We start from the raw sequence: 16,570 nt of genomic DNA, 5'->3' as shown, positions 1-16,570 counted from the left end.
TTATCATAACAAATTTAAATCATGCTTAGATAGATGTTCCAAAATCTTTTGGGCTGCTTTTTCCCCGACAAGATGTTGCAATTCTTCAAAGCTGCCTTCTTTGATCTTTTCGAATGAACCATAAAAACGAAGCAACTTTTTCAGTTTCCCCTCACCAATACCTTTCACTTTTAACAGTTCAACAATCATCGACTCTTTTTGTCGTTTTTTTCTATGAAAATTTAGAGCAAAACGGTGGACTTCGTCTCTGATTTTTTGAAAAAAGAGCAACTTTTCATCGGCAGGTGAAAGCTTGTGGATTCCTTTACTGCTATAGAGAATATCTTTTGCTTTTCCTTTGGCACGGTGTGTCTTCGCATCCGATTTTTCTTTTGCTATTGCAATAACGTCAATAACGACACCGTGGCTTTGCAGAATATCTTCGGCAAGCTGACGCAGTGTTTCGCCGCCGTCAATCAGCCATAGATCGGGTGGAGGATTGCTTGCAAAACTCTCACATCTTCGTGTCAGCAGTTCTTTCATCTGTGCATACTCATCTTTGTGGTGGAGCGAATAGTGCCTATAATCGGATTTTACAAATTTCCCGTTTTCGTATACTACCATTGCACCGACAGGATTGGATCCGCTGATGTGAGAGTTGTCAAATGCTTCGATTCTGTATGGAGAATGTCGAAGCTGAAAATAGGTTTTGATCACATCTTCAATTTGGTTTTGTGTGGTACTCTTTTTCAATAATTCTTGAGCGTTGAGCAGCGCCAAATTGGCTATTTTTCGTTTTTCTCCTCGCAATGGGTGTTGAACAGTGATTTTTTTACCAAATTTTTCACTTAAATAGTTTTGGATAGAGTCTCTTTCGCTAAAATCGTGCGCCACAATGATCCGAGATGCTGTGAGAGGTGTTTGGGTTTGATAAAACTCCAAAAGAGCTCTTTTGTACGCTTCGGATTTATCAAATCCTTTCTCTTTGTCGATACGGTAGAGTGTCGAACTGCTTGAAATGACTTTTCCTTCCCGCATAAAAAGCCGTACAAGTACCGCCTGCTTTTCATTCTCTTCGATCGCAAAAATATCGAGATTTTCCATTTTTGCAAAATCGATACCGCTTTGAATCTGTACGGATTCGATTTTTTTTATTCTGTCTCTAAGACTGGCTGCTTCTTCAAAACGGAGCTGTTCGGCATATTCGTGCATCTTATTTTGCAGTTTTTCGATGAGTCTTTGTTTATCCTTGAGATGAAAAATCGCTTTATCTAAGATTTGTGCATACTCCTTTGGAGTGACATAGCCTTCACAAGGTGCCAAACACCTTTTCATCTGATAAAAAAGGCATGCTTTTTTTCCTTTGATACAGCTCTCTTTTTGAACGAGAGGAAAAAGTTCGTACAAAGAGTCCAAAATCTCTTTTGCTGCAGATGGAAAAGGGCCAAAATATCTGATATTGCTTCCTTGGACAACTTTTCTTGTCAGTTTGATTCTTGGAAATATTTCGTTGAAATCTACATACAGGTAGGGATATGTTTTATCGTCTCGAAGTAGAATATTGTATTTTGGTTTGAGTTGTTTGATAAGCGAGTTTTCCAAAATGAGTGCATCGTTCTCACTCTCTACGACAATATACTCCAAATTTTTTGTTTCATGTATCATTTTAAAGATTCTTGGAGAGAGATTTGGCGCAGGGGTTAGCGTAGGCGAAAATCGAAAGTAGCTTTTGACCCTTTTTTTGAGACTTTTCGCCTTTCCGACATACAGCAGCCTTCCATTTTGATCAAAATATTGATACACACCGGGAGCATCCGGTAAAGAACGTAATTTTTTAGCGAGTTCTTGCATGTTCTTGTATCTTTTTTTGGATCTCAGCGAGTATTTTTTGAAGTTCTGGATTTTCTATTTTGATTTCAAATATTCCTTTGGCACGCTCTTGGTATTGCTGTATCGGTTTGATTTTTGGCTCTCTTTTTGGAAAAAACTTTGCATAGGATTTTATGGTTCGAAAATGGATATCTTGGCATAAACTTTGATGTGTTCGGATCATATTTAATAGTGCATTTATATCTTTTTTAATATAATTGAACTCCATTACAATGCCCTGATGATTGAAAACGAAATAGAGGGTATCTCCCTTTTTATAGATGTATATCAGGGTGTCTTGAAACCGTTTTGGCAGCAGTTTTCTCAGTTTTTCAAAACACTGCTGCTCTTGAAGTTTGTTGGAATTGGAAAAAAGATGTGGAATAAGAGAATTTGGCTGTTTCATTTTATTATTATAGCACTTCTTGCAGTTCTTTTTCAGGGATGCGGATATAAAGCACCTCCACAATATGAAGAGAAAGAGGTCCGCTCTTGAAACGTTACGATTATCTGATTGTTGGAGCGGGTATTGCCGGGTTGTATGCCGCATTGAATGTTCCAAAAGAGTGTTCTGTTCTAATTTTGTCGAAAGATCCCATCTGGGAGTGTAATACCTTCTATGCCCAAGGCGGCGTGGCAACTGCGGTCAACGAAGAGGATATCCCGTTACATATACAAGATACGTTGCAATCAGGGGCAGGGCTTTGCAATGAAGAGGCTGTTGAGATTTTGAGCCGCAACTCCATGCTGGTGATCGAAGATTTGATAGCCAGAGGTTTTGCCTTTGATACAGATGAACATGGAAATCTCCTTTTTACCAAAGAAGCTGCCCACTCAAGAGCAAGAATTTTACATGCCGGAGGCGATGCAACGGGAAGAGAACTGCATCGATTTTTACTTTCGCAAGTTCAAGCAAAAGTGTTGGAAGGTGTTTTTGTACTGGATCTATTGATAGAAGATAATATTGTTTATGGTGTTACAGTACAAAATGGAGAAAATCGACATAACATCTATGCGAAAAACATCATCATAGCGAGTGGTGGCATAGGGTCACTCTATGAATATCACACGAATGCGAAAAGAATAAGTGCCGATATACAGGGGCTTGCATCACTCAAGGGCTTGCCTTTGAAAGATATGGAGTTTACCCAGTTTCATCCGACAGTATTTGTATACAACGTGCGGGCGAGGAAACTGCTCTTGACTGAAGCGTTACGGGGAGAAGGCGCTACCGTTGTGGATGAAACGGGCAGACGCTTTTTGTTTGAATATGACGAACGAGGAGAACTTGCCCCAAGGGACATTGTCAGCAGAGCCATCTATCGCCATCAAAAAGAGGGGCACTCTGTCTATTTGGATTTTTCCAATTTCACGGAAAAATTTTTCCAAAAAAGATTTCCAAATATCTATCGAGTTTTTCGCAATATCGGTTATAATGTACCGTATGACAGAGTTCCTATCTCACCAGCCTTTCATTTTATGATGGGCGGTATCGAGACAGATACCTGGGGAAAAGTGAAGGGGTATGAAAACCTGTATGCAGTTGGCGAAGTTGCATGTACGGGAGTTCATGGTGCAAACAGATTGGCGTCGAATTCTTTGCTTGAGGGATTGGTCTTTTCCAAAAGGGCTATCGAAGATACACTTTTTCGAGAACAGGTATTTGCACACAAAGAGTTTCCCGTCTTCTCAGATATTTTAGTCCAATCCAATGACAAAGAGATAAAGCAGCAGTTGCGACATTTGATGTGGCATAATGTTGGGATTATACGAAAACGAAAAGAGTTGCAAGAGGCGAAAGAGCAGATTGACTCGATGAAGCAAAAAGATATTGGCTATCTGCTTCGTTTGCGAATCAGTTGTGCCGAAGCGATAGTGGATGCCGCTTTGGCAAGGCGAAAAAGTGTTGGAGCCCATTATATTGAAGAAGGAGAATAAATGCATGGTATCGATTTGACCCACTCTTGGATAGGGTGGATAAATCTGGTAATTTTTATTGTCGGTTATTACTTTATAGCAGCTGAAGAGAAATTTCATATGAACAAAGCGAAGCCTGCTTTGTTGATTGGGACACTGATGTTCATGCTGCTTGGAGTCTATTTTGCGTTCAATCATCTCGATCCGACTCCGCTTCATGATGAGATGGAGAAGCTCATTTTAGAGATTGCAGAGATTTTCTTTTTCCTTTTTGTAGCGATGACCTATATAGAGACGCTCATAGAACGAAAAGTATTTGATGTATTGAAATATAAGCTCACATCCAAAGGATATAGCTACAAGAAACTTTTTTGGATTACAGGAACCTTGGCTTTTTGGATATCACCGGTTGCTGACAACCTGACAACAGCTTTGATCCTTTCTACGGTTCTTTATACGATTGATAAGACGAAAACGCAGTTTTTGGTTCCGGGTGCAATCAACATCGTTGTAGCTGCAAATGCAGGTGGTGCTTGGAGCCCGTTTGGTGATATTACGACACTTATGGCGTGGACCGCTGGAAAAGGTGAGTTTGTTGACTTTCTTTATCTTTTCGTGCCTTCTTTTGCTGGATGGGTGCTTACTGCTTGGCTTTTGTCCCTTTTTGTACCGAAAGGCGAACCCCATTTCGATGCTTCTTTGCCAAAAGCTGAACTCAAACCAGGAGCAAAAGTGGTTATATGGCTCGGTGCCTTTACGATTTTCATAGCAGTTGTCGGGCACCAGTTTTTTCATTTTCCTGCGATGTGGGGTATGATGTTTGGTTTGGCTTTGCTAAAAATGTATTCTTATTTGCATAAAAGAAAAAATCAACACGACCATTTTGATGTCTATGTGAATATGAAAAATGTGGAAAATGATACGCTTCTTTTCTTTTTTGGTATTTTGAGTGCTGTAGGAGCCCTTCATTTTATGGGATTTTTGGAGTACATTGTCAAACTCTATGACCATATTGGTCCGACAGCAGGAAATATCGGCGTCGGCTTTATCTCTGCTATCATTGACAACGTTCCTGTTATGAGTGCAATCTTGAAAGCAAATCCGCCAATGGGCATTGATCAGTGGCTTCTTGTCACCATGACTGCTGGAATTGGTGGAAGCTTGATCAGTTTCGGAAGCGCAGCCGGTGTGGGTGTAATGGGAAGAATGAGAGGTGTATATACATTCGGTGCCCATATGAAATATGCATGGACTGTATTGGCAGGATACATTCTTTCCATCGTATTATGGTATATTCAGTTTGAAATTTTGGGATTATATTAAGGATAGACGATGCAAGAAGTACCAATAGTTATATTAGATTTCGGGAGTCAATATACACAACTTATAGCAAGACGCCTGAGAGAGGTTGGGGTATATTGTGAAATATATCCTTTTTTTGAACCGATTGAAAACATCCGGGCAAAAAAGCCTCAAGGTATCATTCTCAGCGGCGGACCGGCAAGTGTTTATGAACCGGAAGCTCCGAGGGTAGACAAAAAGATTTATGAATTGGGCGTTCCTGTACTTGGAATATGCTATGGGATGCAGCTTATTACAGTTGACTTTGGCGGTCAGGTGGTACGGGCTTTGGAACACGAGTACGGGAAAGCAAAACTCTACTTTGATCCTGTACATGGCAAAATCTGTCCACTTTTTGAAGGGACAAAGGACGGGCAGATTGTCTGGATGAGTCACGGGGATAAAGTAATAGAACTACCGCAAGGGTTTGTACGAGTTGCTCATACCGATAACTCTCCATATGCTGCCATTGCAAATGAAGAGAAAAAAATCTATGCATTGCAGTTTCATCCGGAGGTGTCTCACTCCCAAGAGGGACAGAAAATCTTGGAAAATTTTGCAAGAAAGATATGTGGCGTCACAAACAAATGGGATATGGGCCATTTTGCAAAAGAGCAGATTGAGAAAATACGCCAAAGAGTGGGAGAAGATAAAGTACTTTGTGCTTTAAGCGGTGGAGTGGACAGTTCTGTTGTTACAGCTCTTTTGTATGAAGCGATAGGAGAGAAACTCATTCCCGTTTTTGTAGACAACGGACTGTTGCGAGAGGGTGAGAGAGAGAAAGTGGAGTATGTGTTCAAAAATATGCTCAAAGTCCCGCTCATTGTTGTTGATGCCAAGGAACGGTTTTTAAATGCTTTACAAGGTGTAACAGATCCGGAGCAGAAGCGAAAGATTATCGGTCATACATTTATCGAAGTCTTCGAAGAAGAGGCAAAAAAGCATACCGACGTAAAATATCTTGCTCAAGGAACGTTGTATCCAGACGTGATCGAATCTGTTTCGGTTAAAGGTCCAAGTGAAACAATAAAATCGCATCATAATGTCGGGGGACTTCCGGAATGGATGCAATTTGAACTTATTGAGCCTTTGAGAGAACTGTTCAAAGACGAGGTTCGAAAACTTGGTCTTGAACTGGGTCTTCCAAGAGAGATGGTCTATCGTCATCCATTCCCTGGACCAGGACTTGCGATCAGAATTCTAGGAGAGGTGAACGAAGAGGCTTTGGAGCTTGTTCGAAAAGCAGATACGATTTTACTTGAAGAGATCAAAGCCCATGGCCTTTATGAAAAATTGTGGCAGAGTTTTGCTGTGCTGCTCAATGTCAAAAGTGTCGGCGTCATGGGAGATAAAAGAACTTACGAAAATACCGTTGCACTTCGTATCGTAGAAAGTAGTGACGGTATGACGGCAACATTTGCCCATATCCCTCACGATTTATTGGAGCTCATTTCCAATAGAATCATCAATGAAGTTGACGGGATTAACAGAGTTGTGTATGACATCACTTCCAAACCACCAGGAACCATTGAGTGGGAATAATGCCCATCTATATTCTCTCAAATACGAAGATTGAGGGAGCGAAGACGCTCCCTCTCATAGAACAAAAATTTTTACCCATCTCCATCGACTTTTCTTTATATGACTATCTCATCTTTACATCCAAAAATGGGGTCCGCGCAATCGAACAAATTTCTCATACGTGGCGCTTGAAACCTGTTATCTCGATCGGTTCGGCCACGACAAAAGCTATAAAGAAAAAGGGTGGTAAAGTGGTATGGCAAGGAAGCGAGGGATATGGCGATACCCTTGCCAATGAGATTGTCGCACATTTTTCAAACGACAAAAAGTATCTTTACATAAGGCCTAAAAAAGTTGTATCTAATCTTGTGCCCATTTTGCGGCAAAATGGGTTTGAGATTGATGAGGTTATAGCGTATGAAACTGTATGTCGGGCATGTGATACTGTGCAAAAACCGGAACCCGGTTCTGTCATCATCTTCTCTTCTCCTTCGACGGTAGAGTGTTTTTTTCGCTGTTTTGCATGGGATGATAGCTATAAAGCAGTGGTAATTGGCAAGCAGACGGCCCAGGCTTTGCCAAAAGAGATCTCATATGTAATGGCTGAAAAAAAGAGTTTGGTTTCTTGTGTGGAGACTGCAAAAACTCTTCTTTCATAGGAAAGCTCTTTTATTGTATTTTCGAGTCGTTTGGTGTATAATTCATTGAAAGCCTGAGCGGTGCGCTACCCGCAGTATGGGGGTCCGACAATAATCCGTTGAGGGAGGCCTGTAGATTTTGGTGTGTGTCGGTGACTCCGTTTGAGCCAGGGACGCCTGGCGAGGAGCCGCCGCCTAATCCAAAACTCGCTCCCTCTTCTTATGGTCTTAGGGACCATGGCATTGCGCGAACGCCCGCTCGGGCTTTTTTATTTGTTTTTGAAAAGGATGTCTCTTTTTCAAAGATAAATAGAGAAGGAAACTGGTATGAATGTAATGGTTGTCGGAAGCGGGGGGAGAGAATACGCTATAGGGTATGCCCTCAAAAAAGATCCAAACGTTGAAAATATCTATTTTGCTCCGGGTAACGGTGCTACACTACAACTCGGGAAAAATGTCGAGATTTCTGATTTTCGTGAACTTGCAGCTTTTGCAAAAGAGCAGGGTATTGATCTTACGATTGTCGGTCCAGAGGCCCCACTGGTGGAAGGAATCGTCGATGTTTTTAAAGAAGAAGGGCTTACTATTTTTGGACCTTCTCAAAAAGCGGCTTTGCTTGAGGGTTCAAAAATCTATATGAAAAATTTTCTCAAACGGTACAATATTCCCACGGCACGATACATTGAAACGGAGATAATGGATGAGGCCGCGGAATTTATAGATGAACTTGAACCGCCTATTGTGGTAAAGGCTGACGGTTTATGTGCAGGAAAGGGTGTTATCATCGCCCAATCTCGCGAAGAAGCAAAAGAGGCTGCGGCGAACATGCTCAGTGGGGAAGCTTTTGGTCCGGCTGGTCAGCGAGTGGTGATTGAAGAGTACCTCGATGGTTATGAACTCAGCATCTTTGCTATCAGTGATGGAGAAAACTACGTCATTTTACCGGCCGCACAGGATCATAAAAGACTTCTTGATGGAGATAAAGGGCCCAATACAGGTGGAATGGGAGCTTACGCACCAACTCCCCTTATCAATGATGAACTTTCCAAAAAAATAGAGGATCGAATCATTGCCCCTACGATTGCTGGTATGGCAAAGGATGGGACACCGTTTGAAGGGGTTCTGTTCGCGGGTCTTATGATTGTGGATGGAGAACCGTATGTTTTAGAATTTAATGTTCGCTTCGGGGATCCAGAGTGCGAAGTGCTGATGCCACTTCTCAAAACTCCGGCATCTGAACTGTTTTATAAAGCGGCTACGAAGCGTTTAGATGAATTGAAGGTAGAATTTTACGATAAATATGCAGTTGGGGTAGTTTTAGCCAGTGAGAACTATCCTTACGGAAAATCGAAGCCGAGTGAAATTATCGTTGATGATATTGTCCACAGTGAACTCAAAGAACACTCTTTGATCTGTTATGCAGGAGTGAGTCTCATAGAAGGGAAGCTCTTTGCAACCGGTGGCCGGGTACTGGTATGCGTGGGTCTCGGTGATACGATCAAAGAAGCGAGAGATTATGCCTATATGTTGACCGGTCAAGTCCATTTTGCCGGTAAAAAGTTTCGTAAAGATATTGCATATCAGGCATTGCAAATAGATGAGTCTGCGTAAGATCATTCTGCCATCCTTAGCGGCTTCGCTGGTGATGGCTTCCTCGGCTCATGTCAAAATATATACCCTCGAAGCCACTGCATCACAAAACAGTTTCAAACTCCAGTCCAGGTCTGCAGTTGAATATAAAAACTACTATTTGGAAGCGGATAAAATTGTATATGACAAAAAAAACGGTTTTGTGAAACTGTATGGCCATATTTTTATGTTGGACGGCGAGAAATATAGCGCATTAAGTGATTTTGCTATTCTTGATCTCAAAACGGATCATATCTATGCGAAACCTTTTTTCTTTTCCGAAAATGGAACGAATATCTGGATTAAGGGAAGCGAATACTCTGCGGATAGGAAAAAGATAGTCGCAAAAAACGCTTTTACTTCCAGTTGTGATTCAAGATGTAGTGATTGGAAAATCTATTTTGAAAAAGGTATTTACGATAAGGAAAAAGACTGGGTTGATCTGTATCATGCCAAGCTTTATATCGGAAATTTTCCTATTCTCTATACTCCCTATCTCAGTTTTTCAACGAATAAAAAAAGGCGTTCGGGACTGCTCCGCCCTGTCTTTGGCATTTCGAAAGAACAGGGTTTCACCTATATTCAACCTATTTATATAGCACCCCAAAAATGGTGGGATATAGAGTTCGATCCCCAAATACGAACAAAAAGAGGGTATGGTCTGTATACAACCTACAGAGTGGCAAATGACAAAGATGCGTATGGTGAAGTTACTGCGGGAATTTTCCAAGAGAAGAAGTCCTACCGGATTCAAAACAATCTTAAAAATGACAAACATTATGGTCTGGAACTGTTTTATAAAGACGAGTCCTTATTCGTACAGCCGGATGATTCCCATAAAGATGGTCTCTTTATCGATTGGAAAGCGTATAATGATGTAGACTATTTTAACCTTAAAGAGCAACAAAACCAATATGTAAGTGTTTCAACACTCGTGATTTCAAGGTTAAACTACTATTACAATCTAGACAACCACTATTTCGGTATCTATGCGAAATATTTCAAAGACAATACCAAAGTGTCCAATGCTGATACGTTGCAGTTGTTACCGGCACTCCACTATCATCATTATACAACTTCTTTGATTCCGCATATCTATTATAATGCCAATTTCAGGATCAACAATTTTTACAGGCAAGAGGGACTTAATGCCACTGAAATGCAGTTAAATTTTCCAATTACATGGTATACACGTTTTTGGGATGACTATTTTGGAATATCGGTCAGTGAGCAACTGTTTGGAAATTACACATTCTATACCAATGAATCAGCCACGCAAGATTATGATAAAAGCTACACATTTCGCAATGAACACAAAATTTCTGTGTTTAGTGATCTTATCAAACCATACAGTACAGGTACTCATACACTGCATTTCAATGCTTCTTTGTATTTGCCGAGTTTTGAGAAAAACGGTGGAACAAAAGCCGATTTTATCAATATAGGTCAGACACATAAACGGCTTGAATTGAGTATGAAAGAGTATTTTTACGATTTAGAGGGTTCTGAAATACTCTATCACTATATTTCCCAGCCTATCAATTATAACGAACCCCAAAAACTACAAAATCTAGAAAATGAGATTGGACTCCATATCCGGAAGAACTGGTATTTATATACAGATATTTTTTATTCTCATCAATATTCTGATCTTGATTCTATCTCATCGACTGTTTCTTATCAAGATGAGAAGTATCGGCTTTTCCTTTCGCATCTTTACAAAAAGGGGCGAGAAAATAGGGATGAATCAAATTATATTCAATTTTCGGGCAGCAAACATTTATCAAAAAAACATCAACTCTTTGCTACAATAAACTATGATATCAAAAAAAGTGTAACCAACAGTTGGAGCCTTGGTTGGCTGATGCAGAAAAACTGTTGGAATATGAAGCTTTCCTATAAAAGGGAGACGTTGCCTCTTTTAAGTAACAAAGGTGTCGATTATTATCATATCAACTCGTTTTATATACAGTTTATGTTGTATCCTTTGGGAGGGTTTTCCCAAAGGTTTACGCAGTCGGATCTGAAAGGAAATATCTAATGAAAACGGAAACGAAAGTAGGGATTTTTGTAGCAATTGGATTGCTGTTTCTTTTTTTACTCAGCACACAGGTAAACAAATTTTCTCATATCGGTAAAAAAGGGTATACTGTCTATGCGATCGTAGACAATGCTTCAGGCCTTGAGAACAATTCCAAAGTCAAAGAGAAAGGTGTCGATATAGGCTATGTACAGTCCAAAGCTTTGGAAGGCAACCGAGTAAAACTGAAACTCTATATCTATCAAAATGCCAAAATACCAAAAGATTCTTCTGTCGCACTAAGACAAGAGAGTATGCTGGGAGGCAAATATCTTGAAATTGAGCCTGGAAACGCTAAAGAATACTTAAAACCTGGTGAAACGATCCAAAAAGAACTTCCATATGCCTCTTTGGACCAAACAACGACGACAATCAATGAAGCAGCCGGTGAATTTAAAGCATTCATAAAAGAATTACGTCGATCGATTGCAGGAAGTAGCGGTGAAGATTTGAAAAAGAGTATCGAAAATCTACAACAACTCACTGCAAATCTTAAAGAGTTGGTTCAAAGTAATAAAGAAAATATCAACAAAAGTATTGAAAATATTCGCATTATGGGTGAAAAATTGGCATTGGCTGGCGAGAAGCTTGGACGTATGAGTGACAAGTTTGCGTTTACCGCAGATAATATCAATACTAAGCTTCCTCAAATTATGGATAGAATCGATGATATTACGAAATATCTCCGATCTTCGAGCAAAGAGCTGGACAAAAAACTCCCCACACTTATGGATAAGTTTGCCGCATTGGAAAACGATTTGCATGAAGTGGTTCAAAATAACAAAAAACCTCTTAGTCGGGCCATCCGTTCAGCAGACAAGTTTTTTACAAGTGGAGGCAACTCATTCCAAAAGTTGGACAAGTATCTCTCAAGTATCGGAAAAAGTCAAATTGGTGTCAATTTTAGGTCGTACTATATGAGTGATGATAACTATATGAAAAGTACGTTTGGTATTCAATATCTGCCGGTTCCAAGTAAAGCGTATATTTTAGAAATAACATCAATGGATGATTATAGTAAAACGGATGCAAATAGAAAGTTTGTTCCCCCATCTGATCATGAAGATGCAAAATATCTAGTAAGTGCAGAATATGCAAAACGCTACGGAAATTTTCGATACCGCCTTGGTTTAATCGAAAGTACGGGGGGATTGGGAGCCGACTATTATCTTTTCAATGATCAGGGAAAAGTGAGTGTGGATTTGTATGATTTCAATGCAGTTAATGATGTCCGTGGAGATAAAGCCCATTTAACTATTACCTACAGACAACGATTTTTGAAACATTTGGATGCTTATATAGGAGCGGATAATATCTTGAACGATGAAGCGAGGAATTTCTTTTTCGGGCTTGGTTTGCAATTTATTGATCAAGATATGAAGTATCTTTTAGGGACAGCTTCTGGAGCTGGGACATATATCAAATGAGTGAAGATCCTGTACAATTGATTCATGAAGCCTTGGAAACTTTGGGTCTTCCTACGATGGTTTCATATAAAGAGATCAAAGATCGTTATAGAATGCTCTCGAAAAGATTTCATCCAGACAAGGGTGGCGATGAGGAGGAAATGGCGAAAATCAATAGAGCCTATACTATATTAAAAAACTATATCGAAAACTACCGTTTTTCATTTACGGAGGAGGAGATTTTAAAGCAGTTTCCTCATAAAGAGTATATAAAAAAATTTCGGTTTTGAAAGGGTATGAATGAAGTGTCGATTTGAATTTGAGATGAACAATCTTAAAGAGATCTATGAATTTGGTGAAGTCGCGAAACAGACAAATGGTTCGGTGCTCCTAAAAAGTGGAAAAACGGTTATGCTGGCTACCGTAGTAATGGAAAAAGAGATGGTTGATGAGGATTTTTTGCCATTGACGGTACAGTATATAGAAAAAAGCTATGCAGCGGGGAAGATTCCCGGAGGATTTGTCAAAAGAGAGCAAAAACCCGGTGATTTTGAAACATTGACAGCAAGAATCGTTGATAGAGCATTGCGGCCACTTTTCCCAAAAGGTTATCTCTACCCAACGGTCATTACTGTTATGGTTCTTAGTGCAGATCCAGAGAGCGACCTCCAAGTTTTGGCCTTGAATGCCGCTAGTGCGGCACTCTTTGTGAGTGACATCCCTGTTCGAAAAGCGGTTAGTGGACTTCGAGTTGCAAAAATCGATGGAGAAATTATTTTCAATCCTCCATTGTCAAAACTCAAAGAGAGTACATTGGATCTCTATTTGGCAGGAACGAAAGAAGAGCTGTTGATGATCGAAATGGCTGCGATCGGAAGCTACAAAACAGAGGTAGTGCCAACGACAGTTGATCCATTGATGGACCCGACACTCGCTGAAGAAGTGATCACCATAAAAGAGCCCAATGCTATGAAAGAGGAGGAACTTGCTTCTATCATCGCTCAGGGGAAAGATGTTATTCAGATAGCATGCAACGAGTATGAGAAATATTTTATCGAGAGTGCAAAAGAGCATTTGGAACTGGAACTGCTCCCGCAAACAATTGATGAAGATATCTGGACCTATGTAGAAGAGATTTATGCATCCGATATCAAAGAAGCGGTGCAAGCTATGGCGAAAAGTGAGCGAAACGAACTTTTAAAAGAGATTGCCAAAAAAATCAGTGAAGATACCGTTGCCAAAGAGCAGGGATGGGAGTATGAAACCATCTATAAAGTCGTTGAAAAATATAAAAGAAAAATTGTTCGCGAGATGATATTGAATGAGAAGAAAAGGGCCGATGGAAGGGGATTAAAAGATGTTCGACCTATCGACATCAAAACGAATATCTTGCCTTCGGCTCACGGATCGTGTCTTTTTACAAGAGGTGAAACCCAGGCACTGGTTGTGTGTACCATCGGTGAGAAGACAGATGCCCAGATGTATGAGATGCTCACAAGCAAGGGTCCAGAGTATGAGCATTTTATGGTTCATTACAATTTTCCACCATTCAGTGTAGGAGAAGCGAAACCTATCAGTGCTCCAGGAAGAAGAGAGCTCGGTCACGGGAATTTGGCCCGAAGGGCATTAGAACCAGTGGTAGATGTTCCAGAAGACAAAACTTATAGACTCGTGTCAGAAATCTTGGAATCCAACGGTTCATCCTCCATGGCTACTGTATGCGGAGGTGCTTTGGCCCTCAAAGCTGCAAATATAGAACTAGCTGATTTAGTTGCGGGAGTTGCTATGGGACTGGTTGTGGAGGAGGACAAATATGCAATTCTCACAGATATCATGGGACTAGAAGATCATGACGGGGATATGGATTTCAAAGTGGCCGGTACCCATGATGGGGTAACAGCAATGCAGATGGATATCAAACTTGGTGGTGTTCGGCATGAGATTTTGGAACAAGCATTGCAGCAAGCAAAAGAGGCACGATTACATATTTTAAAAATTATGGAAGAGGCTGCTGAAAAGATCGAAATTAATGAAGAAAATCTTCCATCCTCTCACACTATTACCGTACATCCAAGTAAAATAGTTGATATTATTGGTCAAGCAGGAAAAACAATAAAAGAAATCATAGAGAAATTTGAAGTAAGTATCGATATAGATAGAGATAAAGGAAAAGTGAAAGTTACCGGTAAAAATAGACCAAAAGTCATAGCTGCCTGTGACTACATACATGAGATTACGAACAAACCAAAACCAGAACCTATCAAATTCCAAGAGGGTGAGATTATTCAAGGTAAAGTCAAGAGAACAACCAATTTTGGAGCTTTTGTGGAACTTCCTGGAGGAGTGGACGGGCTATTACACATTTCGAAACTCTCCAATGGTAGAGTAGAAAGAGTAGAAGATGTTGTCAATGTGGGAGATGAAGTAGAAGTAGAGGTACTCAGTCAAAAAGGACACAAAATAGAACTTGCTTTGCGGCAAGTGATCAAAAAAGCGTAATTTAAAAATTAATTTTGTACAATTGCACTGCAAAGTGACAAGTAGGGACACGCAAGCCGAACGGACTTTGCAAAATATATTAGGAGGATTTTATGAAAAAGTTGATGCTTTTGTTGGTTGCATTCGCAGGATTCGCTTTCGCTGGAGATGGTGAAAGCATGATTCAAGCATACAGTGTACTTGCTGCTGGTGTTGGTCTTGGTATTGCTGCAGCAGGTGGTGGTATCGGTATGGGACATACTGCAGCTGCTACAATCGCTGGTACTGCTAGAAACCCAGGACTTGGTGGTAAACTTATGACTACAATGTTCATCGCATTGGCGATGATTGAAGCGCAAGTTATCTATACACTTGTTATTGCTCTTATTGCACTTTACGCAAATCCTTTCTTGGGTTAATTGCAAAGCCGGAGGTCTTGCCTTCGGCAAACTTTTTTGATATACTTTCACCACTTCAAACGCGGCAGTGGCGGAACTGGTAGACGCGCAAGGTTGAGGGCCTTGTGGGAGTTATCCCGTGGAGGTTCGAGTCCTCTCTGCCGCACCACGGAATCCTGTCATTTTACATAAATCTTTTTCAATACATCTTATCAAGACTTCCGATATCAAGCAAGATTATCTCTTTATCGGTGATAACTAAATTTAATAAGGATTTATAGCTTATGAAAATTGAAACGGAGCAGTATTCTTTACGTTTGCCTTTGAATTTGTGAAGTCTTAGGCTTAGGTGGCAGGGGTTATCTTCTCATAGATGAAGAGTTTTGTCGATTTTATCCTTCATAGAAGGGTTATTCTTTATGACTTTTGCAGCCTTTTTGATGAATGCATCATCGTAAATAAATTTATAGCTCATTTTCGATTCTTTCCATTAGTTTATCTACACTGCTTACATGGACTTTTCCAGCTTTTCTTTTTTCCATAAGCTCTTGATATGCAGCGTCCAGCTCAGCTGCTCTCATCTGATAATATCTCTCAAAATCCACAACGATATACTTTGGCTTCTCTCTAAATGTGATAACTGTTTCATCTTTGGCTTGCAGCTCACTTTCAATTGCTTTAATTTCTTTGACTTACAGCTCATTTGCAGTAATCATTATCAGTTCTTTTAATTTTATGTAGTCCAAAACGCAAAGCTGCTTTTTCATTATTCTTAAAAAGTTTTGTTTAGTTTTATGTGGTAAAGCAGATTAGTAGCATATTATTGAAAAGAGACAAATCCTGTTTCAGGATGGATAGAGATATTTAATTCTTCTCCTTCAAAACTTGCCGTAATATTGAGTTCGTTATGTAATAGATTTGAGTAACTGAAACTGCTGTCATAAGGCCTACCAAGTTCATCAAAGCAGATTGTTTTGGTTGGAGACAAAGTAATTTTGAATTTTTTTTCTTGAATATTAGATTGGTCTAACGGATCCTTTGCATAAGTACTTCCACTAAAAATTGAGAGATTATTTTCATTGATCTGTACGCACCAGGCATTTTGTTGCCAGTTGGCACTTTTAGGGTCATATTTGTCATCAACCATAGCCAAATGCTGTGTGTATCGGATATAATCCACAACTTTCAATGTTTCTTCTTGCAAAGTGTTTGTCTTAAGTCTTGGAAGTGCCACTGCAGCCAATATGCCAATTGTTACAATGACGATAATAAGTTCGTACAACGTAAATGCATCTCTTTTAATCATAATTTAAA

General features: G+C 40.0%; 14 protein-coding genes and 1 tRNA gene. 11 read left to right on the top strand and 4 right to left on the bottom strand.

The genetic code is table 11. The annotated features are described in order from the left end of the window. Positions 1–3 precede the first annotated feature (3 nt). Positions 4–1,830, bottom strand: coding sequence for an excinuclease ABC subunit UvrC (gene uvrC / locus JG735_RS07095; protein WP_201334376.1), 1,827 nt, complete (start codon positions 1,828–1,830; stop codon positions 4–6). After that, on the bottom strand, positions 1,814–2,254 hold the full coding sequence (locus JG735_RS07090) for a hypothetical protein (protein WP_201334375.1): 441 nt from the start codon (positions 2,252–2,254) through the stop codon (positions 1,814–1,816). The genes uvrC and JG735_RS07090 overlap by 17 nt, the downstream gene beginning before the upstream one ends. Before the next feature lie 86 nt (positions 2,255–2,340). On the opposite strand from JG735_RS07090, the gene nadB reads away from it, so the two are divergent. From nadB to JG735_RS07035, 11 genes are all read left to right on the top strand, one after another. Further along, positions 2,341–3,786, top strand: a complete 1,446-nt coding sequence (gene nadB, locus JG735_RS07085; RefSeq protein WP_201334374.1) for an L-aspartate oxidase — start codon at positions 2,341–2,343, stop codon at positions 3,784–3,786. After that, positions 3,787–5,088 carry a sodium:proton antiporter NhaD gene (gene nhaD, locus JG735_RS07080; protein ID WP_201334373.1) on the top strand — a complete coding sequence of 434 codons (1,302 nt, stop codon included), beginning with the start codon at positions 3,787–3,789 and terminating at the stop codon, positions 5,086–5,088. Between the two features lie 9 nt (positions 5,089–5,097). After that, the gene (guaA, locus tag JG735_RS07075) at positions 5,098–6,648 is read left to right on the top strand and encodes a glutamine-hydrolyzing GMP synthase (protein ID WP_201334372.1); all 1,551 of its coding nucleotides are present in this window, start codon (positions 5,098–5,100) and stop codon (positions 6,646–6,648) included. Next, a complete protein-coding gene (locus JG735_RS07070) occupies positions 6,648–7,286 on the top strand; it encodes a uroporphyrinogen-III synthase (protein WP_201334371.1) in 639 nt (212 codons plus the stop codon). Before guaA ends, JG735_RS07070 begins: the two co-directional genes overlap by 1 nt. 306 nt (positions 7,287–7,592) lie before the next feature. Then, positions 7,593–8,876 (top strand): phosphoribosylamine--glycine ligase, encoded by a 1,284-nt coding sequence (gene purD, locus JG735_RS07065; RefSeq protein WP_201334370.1) that lies wholly within the window; start codon positions 7,593–7,595, stop codon positions 8,874–8,876. Further along, entirely contained in the window at positions 8,863–10,935 is a 2,073-nt protein-coding gene (locus JG735_RS07060) for an LPS-assembly protein LptD (protein WP_201334369.1), read from the top strand. The genes purD and JG735_RS07060 overlap by 14 nt, the downstream gene beginning before the upstream one ends. Continuing rightward, positions 10,935–12,401, top strand: a complete 1,467-nt coding sequence (locus tag JG735_RS07055; protein WP_201334368.1) for an MlaD family protein — start codon at positions 10,935–10,937, stop codon at positions 12,399–12,401. The genes JG735_RS07060 and JG735_RS07055 overlap by 1 nt, the downstream gene beginning before the upstream one ends. Next, on the top strand, positions 12,398–12,670 hold the full coding sequence (locus JG735_RS07050) for a J domain-containing protein (RefSeq protein WP_201334367.1): 273 nt from the start codon (positions 12,398–12,400) through the stop codon (positions 12,668–12,670). The genes JG735_RS07055 and JG735_RS07050 overlap by 4 nt, the downstream gene beginning before the upstream one ends. 10 nt (positions 12,671–12,680) lie before the next feature. After that, entirely contained in the window at positions 12,681–14,879 is a 2,199-nt protein-coding gene (locus JG735_RS07045) for a polyribonucleotide nucleotidyltransferase (protein ID WP_201334366.1), read from the top strand. A gap of 92 nt (positions 14,880–14,971) precedes the next feature. Beyond that, positions 14,972–15,277, top strand: a complete 306-nt coding sequence (locus JG735_RS07040; RefSeq protein ID WP_041354056.1) for a F0F1 ATP synthase subunit C — start codon at positions 14,972–14,974, stop codon at positions 15,275–15,277. 61 nt (positions 15,278–15,338) lie between these two features. Then, positions 15,339–15,425: transfer RNA gene (locus tag JG735_RS07035), tRNA-Leu, on the top strand. Between the two features lie 295 nt (positions 15,426–15,720). On the opposite strand, the gene JG735_RS07025 is transcribed toward JG735_RS07035, so the two are convergent. After that, the gene (locus tag JG735_RS07025; protein WP_201334365.1) at positions 15,721–15,861 is read right to left on the bottom strand and encodes a hypothetical protein; all 141 of its coding nucleotides are present in this window, start codon (positions 15,859–15,861) and stop codon (positions 15,721–15,723) included. Between the two features lie 215 nt (positions 15,862–16,076). Further along, positions 16,077–16,562, bottom strand: coding sequence for a type II secretion system protein (locus tag JG735_RS07020; protein WP_201334364.1), 486 nt, complete (start codon positions 16,560–16,562; stop codon positions 16,077–16,079). Positions 16,563–16,570 lie beyond the last annotated feature (8 nt).

Origin of the sequence: Nitratiruptor sp. YY08-10 (assembly GCF_016629565.1) — a bacterium.
GTDB lineage: Bacteria > Campylobacterota > Campylobacteria > Campylobacterales > Nitratiruptoraceae > Nitratiruptor.
This window is presented reverse-complemented; position numbering and strand designations above follow the sequence as displayed.